Here is a 9,140-nt window from a genome sequence, read left to right as displayed (position 1 = left end):
TATGCGATCGTCGGCAGCGTCAGATGTGTATAAGAGACAGCGCATGCCCACGCCGGGGCGCGCACCGTCGACTACCACTGCGCCTGGGACCAGGGCGAGCACCTGTGGATGATCTACCTGATGCGCATCCTCGACGCGCAGGTGGTACTCAACAAGCCCGGATCCGTTGTGCTGTGGACCAATTGCCGCCACCCGTTTTACGACCACAATCCGTACACCGAGGCAGCTCCGCCGGAGCGCACGGGCTGGGTGGGCGACTTCTGGGACATTTTCGGCGCCGGTCATGGGCTAGAGCTGAACAACCTCAAGACGATCGCCGAGTACCGCCACCGTAACGGCCTGCCGATCACGCCGGCGTGGATGAGATGAGCACTGCCGTGAACCAGCCCACCGTCAGTCTGACCGACCTCTCCACCTACCTGCCCGGAGAACCCATCGGCGCAGATTATTATGCGCAGTTCGCCGGATCCGACGACCTGGCCAGCAACCTGATGTTCCGCGCGCCCAAGTTCCGCCACCACGTCGGGCCAGACGAAACGGCGACCGACATGGTGGAGCGAGCCGCACAGGGCCTCATCGAGCGGCACGGCCACGACGTCATCGCCGACGTGGACGTGCTCATCACCCACGCCCAGATGCCCGACATGCCGTTCTACGGCGGGGGCGGCGCCGTCGCGCACCGCTTGGGCATGCGCCCGTCCTGGGTGCTCGATCTGCACAACGGTGGTTGCGCGGCGTTCGTATTGGCCCTGAAAGTGGCCCGCCAGCTGCTGACGTCGGGAGAGGGACGGACCGCGCTGATCGCCATCGCCCAGAACGCCGCGGGTCAGATCTTCGACCAGCCCGGGGTGCGGGCCAAGGCCCAGTCCTCGGTTCCAGGGGACGGCGCCGCGGTGGCGCTGGTGACCTTGTCCGACAAATCACCGATCCTCGATATCGAGTGCCGCACCTACGGCGAATATGCCGGTGACATGACGCTTGCCATCGACCCGCCGCGCAAATGGTGGCAGCCCGGCCCGGGGGAGGGTTGCATCGGTTTCACCGAGACCAAGATCACGAAGGTCCTGGCCCGCGGCAATCGGCAGGTTCCCGAAGTCGCGCTCGCCGTGTGCGATCGAGTCAATCTGTCGCCCAAGGACATCGGGCTGCTCGTGACCAACCAGCCCAACCGGGTGTTCCTGCGCAATTGGCGCGAGGCGCTCGAGGTCCCGGAGTGCAGACACCTCGATACCTTCGACGAGTGCGGCAACCTGTTCGGTGCCGGCATCCCGGTCAATCTCGATCGCGCGATATCCGACGGTCAGGTCAAGGCCGGCGACATCGTGGTGATGGCGGCGTTCGCGCACGCCGGCGACTTCGCCGGCGCGGCGGCGATCCGCTGGGGTGGGCGAGGCTGATGCTAGCCCTGTCAGAGGAGAGTTCGGCCACCGCCGAGATACTCTGCGCGCTACCGGATGCGATCGATCCGCTCGCGCTCTCACTGAATGAAAACCCGTTCCCGCCGCTGCCGGCGGTGCGATCGGCGTTGATCCGGTCGATCGATGCCGCCAACCGGTATCCCGAATTCCTGCCCGAGCGGATGCGGACGCTCGTGGCCGCACACGTCGGCGTCAGCGAGAAGCAGGTGGTGCTGGGAGCGGGGGCCAGCGGGGTGGCGATGCAGGTCCTGCACGCGGTCACGCGGCCGGGTGATCGGATTGTGTTCAGCTCTCCCACGTTCGACGGCTACCCGATCTTCGCGCAGATGGCCCGCCTGACACCGGTCACCGTTGCGCTTGACGAGCGTGGTCACCACGACCTGGACGCAATGGCCGACGCGGCCGTCGGTGCCAGGGTCGTCGTCCTGTGCCGGCCGCACAATCCGACCGGCACGCTGGAAGCCGTCGCGGACGTGCAGCGATTCCTGCGCCGGGTGCCGCAGGACACCGTCGTGCTGCTCGACGAGGCCTACATCGAATTCGTCGCGCCCCAGCACCGCGTCAACGGACCTGACCTCGTCCGGCACTTCCCGAATGTCGTAGTGTTGCGGACATTTTCCAAGGCCTACGGGCTGGCCGGGCTTCGCATCGGCTACGGGTTCGCCTCGCCGGAATTGGCCGCGATCCTGTGGAAGATGCAATTGCCCTTCGGGATAGGCATCACCAGCTTGGTTGCGGTGGCGGTGTCCTACGACGCCGAAGACCAGTTGCGGCAACGTATTCTGCGGATCACCGGCGAGCGGGATTACCTGTGCCGGCGCCTTCGCGCAATGCGCATTTGCCCCACCGATGGGCACGCCAACTTCGTTTACCTGCCGGCCCTCGAGCGGCCGTGGCAGGACGTATTCGGCCACGCCAGGCTGAAGGCCCGCTACTACGCCGACGGCGGTGCCCGGATCACCGTAGGAAGCCGCGCATCCACGAGGGCGGTGCTGGCTGCGGCCGCAAAGTCCGTGAACTGACGAAATCACGCCAAAGTGCGGTAAGAAAAGGGCGTGGCCGCTTCACGATCCGATAAACCTGACCCGATCGCCCTGGCGAGGGCCAACTGGGAGCGCGCGGGGTGGGGTGACGTGGCGCCAGGCATGGTCGCCGTGACGTCGGTGATGCGGGCCCATCAGATCCTGCTTGCCCGCGTCGAGACCGCGCTGCGGCCCTACGACCTGAGCTTTTCGCGCTTCGAATTGTTGCGGTTGCTGTCGTTCAGCCGCACCGGAGAGCTGCCGATCACCAAGGCGTCCGACCGCCTGCAGGTCCACGTCACCAGCGTGACCCACGCGATCCGCCGGCTGGAGGCCGACGGGCTGGTGCGGCGGATCCCCCACCCCACCGACGGGCGCACCACACTGGTGCAGATCACCGACCTCGGCCGCTCGACGGTCGAGGACGCCACCGTCACGCTCAACGAGCAGGTATTCGCCGACATCGGGATGTCGGGGGGTGAATCGGAGGCGCTGGTGTCGTCGATCGAGACGCTGCGCCGTGGCGCGGGGGACTTCTGACTACTCCCAGGTGAACTTCTCGTCCACGCCCTGCGTGTAAGCAGTGGGAGGTTCGAGATGAATCCGTTGCTGCTGGTCTACTTTTCGGCGGGTGCGCCGTTCGCCGGACTCTGCCTGGTGAAGCTGCAAGCGCGACTCGAGCGATTGGCCTACGAACGGCACGCCGAGGACTGAAGTGAGGCGTCGACCGAGGTATGCCCGTGACAGGCGTTCAGCCAACCGGATGCCGACTGCGTCGTCGGGGCTTCGGGTCCTGGTTGTCGGCGCCGGTGTAGGTGGCATTTCCATTGCTCGGGGATTGTTGCGCGACGGGCATGACGTCACCGTGTTCGAACGGCGCCCGGATGTCACGGCGGGTGGCGGCGCCGTGACGATTTGGTCCAATGGCGCAACGGTTCTGGGGCAGCTGGGAGTTGACATGGTGGGCGCCGGCCAGGCGCTGAGCACGGTGCGGGTGGTGACGCCCACGGGTCGCCCGGTGGCCACGTTGGACCTGACCACGATTGTGGACCGGCTGGGCGCACCGGTACGGATGGTCCCGCGTCGAGTCCTGCTCGAACGGCTGCTCGAAGGCTTTCCGTCCCAACGCATCCGGTGCAACTCCCGCGCCGTGCGCTGCGTCAATACGCGTGACGGGGCTCGGGTCGAATTCGATGACGGCAGCTTCGCCGAAGGGGATCTCTTGATCGGCGCGGACGGTCTGCACTCGATGGTTCGCGACTTCGTCGGTGCGCCACCCGCGAAGCCAACCGGATGGTGCAGCTGGCAGGGACTGGCCACGGTGGCGGACATCGGCGACAAAAACGTCGCGCAGATGATCATCGGTGAGCACGCCAACCTTGGCCTGTGGCCAGCTGGAGGCTCCGATGTTCAGTGGTGGTTCGACTTGCCGTGGTCGCCCGGTTTCGTGCGACCGGGATGTCCAATCGAGTTGATCCGCGCCAATTTCACGGGGTGGTCCGACTCGGTCGATCGAGTGCTCGCAACGTTGACCGACGAGGATCTGGCCCGTTCGCCGTTCCCGCACTTCCGGCATCCGATTCCCGGTGCGGGGCGAGGCGCGGTGACGTTGCTCGGCGATGCCGCGCACACGATGCCGCCCACCCTTGCGCAGGGGACCAACCAGGCCCTGCTCGACACGATGGTGTTGTGCAAGGCCCTTTCGGTGCGCCCGAGGGGCGACGATCTCTCGCGCGCATTGCGCTGGTACGAGGGCACCAGGCGTCGCAAGGTCAAGGCCGTGTCCTGGGTGACCACCCAGCAGGTATCTCGCAGTGAGGGTGCACTGCGGCCGGCGGCAATGATCTCGGACCGGTTCATGACCCGGGCGCTGACGATGTTTCTCCGTTCGGTCAGTCACTGCGCGATGTCCGCGGAAATCAGCCGCGAACTCGCGGCCCGCGACGATTACGCCACTTCGCCCGTCTTATCGAGGGCGGCGAACAGGTGACGAACTCCAAGGTGCCACCGGCCAAGATCGCCCGCATCGTCGAGTGGATTCGCCACCACCTGTATCGGCTTAATCAGCGGCTGGTGCCCGCGCCCGCGGCGGTGCTGGAGATGATCATCGCCGCCTGGACGTCGCAGGCGATCACTGTGGCAGCCCAACTCGGTGTCGCCGATGCCCTCGCCGACGGCCCCCTCACGATCGACGCGCTGGCTGCCCGGGTGGGCGCGGACGAGGACGCACTGCGTCGGCTGCTGCGGGCGTTGGTCAGCCGGGGCATATTTCGTCACCGCCACGACGGCCGCTTTGAGCTGAATTCCCTTGCCGACACCCTGCGTTCGAACGCGCCGGTGTCGATGGCCAGCGCGGCGCGTTTCTACGGCTCACGCGAGCAGCGCGAACGCTGGACCTTGTTCGCGGATGCGGTCCGAACCGGGACTACGGTCGTTCCCGCATTGCGCGGGAAGGCGAGCTTCGACTATTTCGCCGACGAACCCGAGCTCGCCGAACTCTTCAACCAGACAATGACGAGTATTTCGGAGCTGACGACGGCGTCCGTGGTGGCCGCCTATGACTTCCGCCGGTACTCCAGTGTCGTCGACGTCGGCGGCGGACAGGGTGACTTGCTGGCCGCCATCCTGGTGTCGGCACCGGCTTCTCGCGGCGTCCTGTACGACCTGCCGCGGGTCGTCGCGAGCGCCCGGAACTTGTTGCACGAACACATCGTCGCCAACCGGGTGCTTATCAAGGAGGGGTCGTTTCTGGATCGCGTTCCGTGCGGCGGTGACGCCTACGTCCTCAAGAACATCATGCACGACTGGCCCGACGACAAGGCGGTGCAGATCCTGCGTAATGTTCGCGCCGCCGCGGGGCCCCGGGCAACGGTGCTCCTGGTCGAATTGGTCATCCCCGAGCACGACCGTGACTTCCCCGGGAAATGGGCGGACCTGGAGATGCTGCTGAATCTGGGAGCCCGCGAACGCACCGCGGGTGAGTATCGAGAACTGCTCAGCCAAGCGGGATTTCAGATGACGAGGGTGGTGCGAACCGCTTCGCCGCTCAGCGTGGTGGAGGCCAGGGCCGCTTGACTGCGGAGCTGCTCAGCCGTTGCGCAGCATCTCGATGACCGCGCTGAAGTCCAAGGCGCCGTGGTCGGCAGCGAATTTCGCGTAGATCTCGGCGGCGTGGGTACCCAGCGGCGCCACCGAACCGCTGGAGGACACGGCATCCATCGCCAGGCCCAGGTCCTTGTTCATCAGTGCGGTGGCAAATCCGGGCTTGAAGTCGTTGTTGGCCGGAGATGTCGGGACCGGGCCCGGCACAGGGCAATTGGTGTGCACCGCCCAGCAGTTGCCGGTCGCCCCGGTGATGACGTCGAACAGGGACTGGGCGGACAGCCCGAGCTTCTCAGCCAGGATGAACGCCTCGCCGATCGCGATCTGCTGCACCGCCAGCACCATGTTGTTGCACACCTTGGCGGCCTGCCCGGCCCCGGCGGCCCCGCAGTGAATGACCTTGCCCGCCATGGGTTCCAGCACGGGCCGTGCCCGTTGCAGCGCGGCCTCGTCACCGCCCACCATGAACGCCAGCGTCCCGGCGACGGCACCCTTCACCCCGCCCGAGACGGGCGCATCCAGCTGCGCGACGCCGTTCGATTCCGCCTGGGCATGCACCTCGCGGGCGTCGTCGACCGAGATCGTGGAGCTGTCGATGAACAGTGCGCCCGGCCGCGCGGCGGGCAGAATCTCGGCATAGCAGCGTTTGACGAGCTCGCCGTTGGGCAGCATGGTGATGACCACGTCGGCCCCGGCGACCGCGTCGGTGGCGCTGTCGAATCCGGTGACGCCGGCCTCGGCCGCCGCCGACAGCGCCGCGGGCACCGGATCAAATCCGCGCACCGCATGTTGGGCCGCAACGAGGTTTGTCGCCATCGGGCCGCCCATATGGCCCAGTCCCAGGAAGGCCACCGTCAGGTGCTCGGTCATCTGAAGACCTTTCTATGCGGTTGCGCGGACCCGTGCGGCTTCGGCCCGACCGATGACCACCCGCATGATTTCGTTCGTCCCTTCCAGGATTCGGTGCACCCGCAGGTCGCGCACGATCTTTTCCAGACCGTACTCGCGCAGGTAGCCGTAGCCGCCGTGCAGCTGCAAAGCCTTGTCGGCGACCTCGAAGCAGGTGTCGGTGACGTAGCGCTTGGCCATCGCACACAACTCGACCTTGTCGGGATCGTCGGTGTCCAACGCATTGGCCGCCCGCCACAAGATCATTCGCGATGTCTGCAGGCCGGTGGCCATATCGGCCAGGGTGAACCGGATGGTCGGTTCGTCGAGCAGGGACGACCCGAACGCCTGCCGATCGCGAACATAGGCTCCGGCCTTGTCGGCGGCGGCCTGGGCGCCGCCGAGCGAGCACGCGGCGATATTGAGCCGACCGCCGTTGAGGCCGTTCATCGCGATGCCGAATCCGGCGCCCTCGCCGTCCGCGCCGCCCAGCATCGCGTCCGCGGGCACCCGCACCCCCTCCAGGATCACCTGTGCGGTGGGTTGGGCATGCCAGCCCATCTTCTCTTCCAGCGAGCCGAAACTCAGCCCGGGCGTGCCCTTTTCGACGACGAAGGCCGATATGCCGCGCGGGCCCTCACTTCCGGTGCGGGCCATCACCACGTAGACGTCGGAGGCTCCTGCGCCGGAGATGAACTGCTTGACGCCGTCGAGCACATAATCACCGCCCTGCTGGACGGCGCGGGTGCTCAACGCGCTGGCGTCGGATCCGGCGCCGGGCTCGGTGAGGCAGTAGCTGGCGATGACGTCCATCGACGCGAGCCGCGGAACCCAGACCTTGCGTTGTTCGGCGGTACCGAAGGTGTCGATCATCCACGCGCACATGTTGTGGATGGACAGGAACGCGGCGGTGGTCGGGTCGGCGATGGCCAACTGCTCGAAAATGCGGACGCCGTCGAGTCGGCGCAGTCCGCTGCCGCCGACGTCGTCACGGCAGTAGATCGCCGCCATGCCGAGCTCGGCGGATTCGCGCAGCACGTCGACCGGAAAATGTTTGGCCGCATCCCATTCCAGGGCGTGCGGGGCGAGGCGCTTGGCGGCGAACGCGGCGGCCGTCTCGGTGATCACCCGTTCGTCGTCGTCGAGGGTAAATGAAGCCATGAGGTAGCCGACCCTAATCCATTGTGGGAATGACGAATTCGGCGCCATCCTTGATGCCGGACGGCCAGCGCGACGTCACGGTCTTGGTCTTGGTGTAGAAGAGAATCGACGAGGGACCGTGCTGGTTGAGGTCGCCGAAGCCGGAACGCTTCCAGCCGCCGAAGGTGTGGTAGGCCACCGGCACCGGGATCGGCACGTTGACACCGACCATGCCGACCTGCACGCGGGAGACGAAGTCACGGGCGGCGTCGCCGTCGCGCGTGAAAACCGCCACGCCGTTGCCATATTCGTGCTGAGAAGGAAGCGCCAGCGCTTCTTCGTAGTTCTGCGCCCTTACGATGCACAGCACGGGCCCAAAGATCTCGTCGGTGTAGATCGACATGTCGGGGGTCACGTGGTCGAACAGGGTGGGGCCGATGAAGAACCCGCCTTCGAGGTTCGCGTCACCGAAAGTGAGGTCGTCACTGGCGCGGTCGCGGCCGTCGATGACCAACTCGGCTCCCGCGTCGACACCCTGGGCGATGTAGTCGCGCACCCGCGCCAGCGCGGCCTCGGTTACCAGCGGACCGTAGTCGGCCTTGGGATCCAGGCTGTGCCCCACCCGCAGGTTGTTGATCCGCTCGATGAGCCGGGCGCGCAACCGGTCGGCGGTGTGATCGCCGACCGGGACCGCGACGCTGATCGCCATGCAGCGTTCACCGGCGCTGCCGTAACCGGCGCCGATCAGCGCGTCGACGGCCTGGTCCAGGTCGGCGTCGGGCATCACGATCATGTGGTTCTTGGCGCCGCCGAAGCACTGCGAGCGCTTGCCGGTGGCCGCGGCCCCGGCGTAGATGTACTGCGCGATGTCGGAGCTTCCGACGAACCCGACCGCCTGGATGTCGGGGTGGTTCAGGATGGCGTCGACGGCCTCCTTGTCGCCGTGCACGACCTGGAACACGCCCGGCGGCAGGCCCGCTTCCAGAAAGAGCTCGGCCAGGCGCACCGGGACCGAGGGGTCACGCTCGCTGGGTTTGAGCACGAAGGCGTTGCCGCAGGCCAACGCCGGGCCGGCTTTCCACAGCGGGATCATCGCCGGGAAGTTGAACGGGGTGATACCGGCGACCACGCCCAGTGGCTGGCGCAGCGAGTACACGTCGATGCCCGGTCCGGCCCCTTCGCTGTACTCACCCTTGAGCAGGTGCGGGATCCCGAGGCAGAACTCGATGACCTCGATGCCGCGTTGAATGTCACCCTTGGCGTCGGGCAGTGTCTTGCCGTGCTCGCGCGACAGCAGCTCGGCCAGCTCGTCACCTGACTGGTTGACCAGCTCGATGAAGCGCATCATCACCCGGGCGCGCCGTTGCGGATTTGTTGCGGCCCAGCCCTTTTGGGCCTCGACGGCCGACGCCACCGCGGCATCGATGTCGGCCTGGCCGGCCATCGGCACCGTCGCCTGGACCTGGCCGGTGCTGGGGTCGAAGACGTCGGCGCTGCGGCCGGACCGGCCGGCGGTGCGCTGACCATCGATGAAGTGCGGAATTTGTGTGGTCATGGGGCCCTCGGGTGT

At 66.8% G+C, this 9,140-nt stretch carries 8 protein-coding genes and 1 pseudogene; 6 read left to right on the top strand and 3 right to left on the bottom strand.

Annotation, left to right across the window (positions count from 1 at the left end; all coding sequences use genetic code 11):
- Nucleotides 1–45: 45 nt before the first annotated feature.
- The 6 genes and pseudogenes from A5782_RS15275 to A5782_RS15250 form a co-directional block, all read left to right on the top strand.
- Nucleotides 46–369, top strand: a pseudogene (locus A5782_RS15275) (SRPBCC family protein); the annotation flags it as partial.
- 8 nt (nucleotides 370–377) lie between these two features.
- Complete coding sequence (locus A5782_RS15270; RefSeq protein WP_067101541.1) at nucleotides 378–1,397, top strand: 3-oxoacyl-ACP synthase III family protein; 1,020 nt, start codon at nucleotides 378–380, stop codon at nucleotides 1,395–1,397.
- A complete protein-coding gene (locus tag A5782_RS15265) occupies nucleotides 1,397–2,440 on the top strand; it encodes a histidinol-phosphate transaminase (RefSeq protein WP_067101517.1) in 1,044 nt (347 codons plus the stop codon). Before A5782_RS15270 ends, A5782_RS15265 begins: the two co-directional genes overlap by 1 nt.
- Before the next feature lie 33 nt (nucleotides 2,441–2,473).
- The gene (locus A5782_RS15260; RefSeq protein WP_067101514.1) at nucleotides 2,474–2,980 is read left to right on the top strand and encodes a MarR family transcriptional regulator; all 507 of its coding nucleotides are present in this window, start codon (nucleotides 2,474–2,476) and stop codon (nucleotides 2,978–2,980) included.
- Nucleotides 2,981–3,203: 223 nt separating this feature from the next.
- Nucleotides 3,204–4,430, top strand: a complete 1,227-nt coding sequence (locus A5782_RS15255) for an NAD(P)/FAD-dependent oxidoreductase (protein WP_067101511.1) — start codon at nucleotides 3,204–3,206, stop codon at nucleotides 4,428–4,430.
- Complete coding sequence (locus A5782_RS15250; protein WP_067101508.1) at nucleotides 4,427–5,515, top strand: methyltransferase; 1,089 nt, start codon at nucleotides 4,427–4,429, stop codon at nucleotides 5,513–5,515. The genes A5782_RS15255 and A5782_RS15250 overlap by 4 nt, the downstream gene beginning before the upstream one ends.
- A gap of 12 nt (nucleotides 5,516–5,527) precedes the next feature.
- Here A5782_RS15250 and mmsB read toward each other — a convergent pair whose 3' ends face one another.
- Genes mmsB through A5782_RS15235 form a run of 3 tightly spaced genes read right to left on the bottom strand, consistent with a single transcriptional unit; the run spans nucleotide 5,528 to nucleotide 9,125 of the window.
- Nucleotides 5,528–6,412, bottom strand: a complete 885-nt coding sequence (gene mmsB / locus A5782_RS15245) for a 3-hydroxyisobutyrate dehydrogenase (RefSeq protein ID WP_067101505.1) — start codon at nucleotides 6,410–6,412, stop codon at nucleotides 5,528–5,530.
- Nucleotides 6,413–6,424: 12 nt separating this feature from the next.
- Nucleotides 6,425–7,591 carry an acyl-CoA dehydrogenase family protein gene (locus tag A5782_RS15240; protein WP_067101502.1) on the bottom strand — a complete coding sequence of 389 codons (1,167 nt, stop codon included), beginning with the start codon at nucleotides 7,589–7,591 and terminating at the stop codon, nucleotides 6,425–6,427.
- Nucleotides 7,592–7,604: 13 nt separating this feature from the next.
- Complete coding sequence (locus tag A5782_RS15235) at nucleotides 7,605–9,125, bottom strand: CoA-acylating methylmalonate-semialdehyde dehydrogenase (protein ID WP_067101499.1); 1,521 nt, start codon at nucleotides 9,123–9,125, stop codon at nucleotides 7,605–7,607.
- Between the last annotated feature and the right edge of the window lie 15 nt (nucleotides 9,126–9,140).

Origin of the sequence: Mycobacterium sp. 852002-40037_SCH5390672 (assembly GCF_001665875.1) — a bacterium.
Lineage (GTDB): Bacteria > Actinomycetota > Actinomycetes > Mycobacteriales > Mycobacteriaceae > Mycobacterium.
Note: the sequence above shows the minus strand (reverse complement) of the source record. Positions and strands in the feature narration are given on the sequence as shown.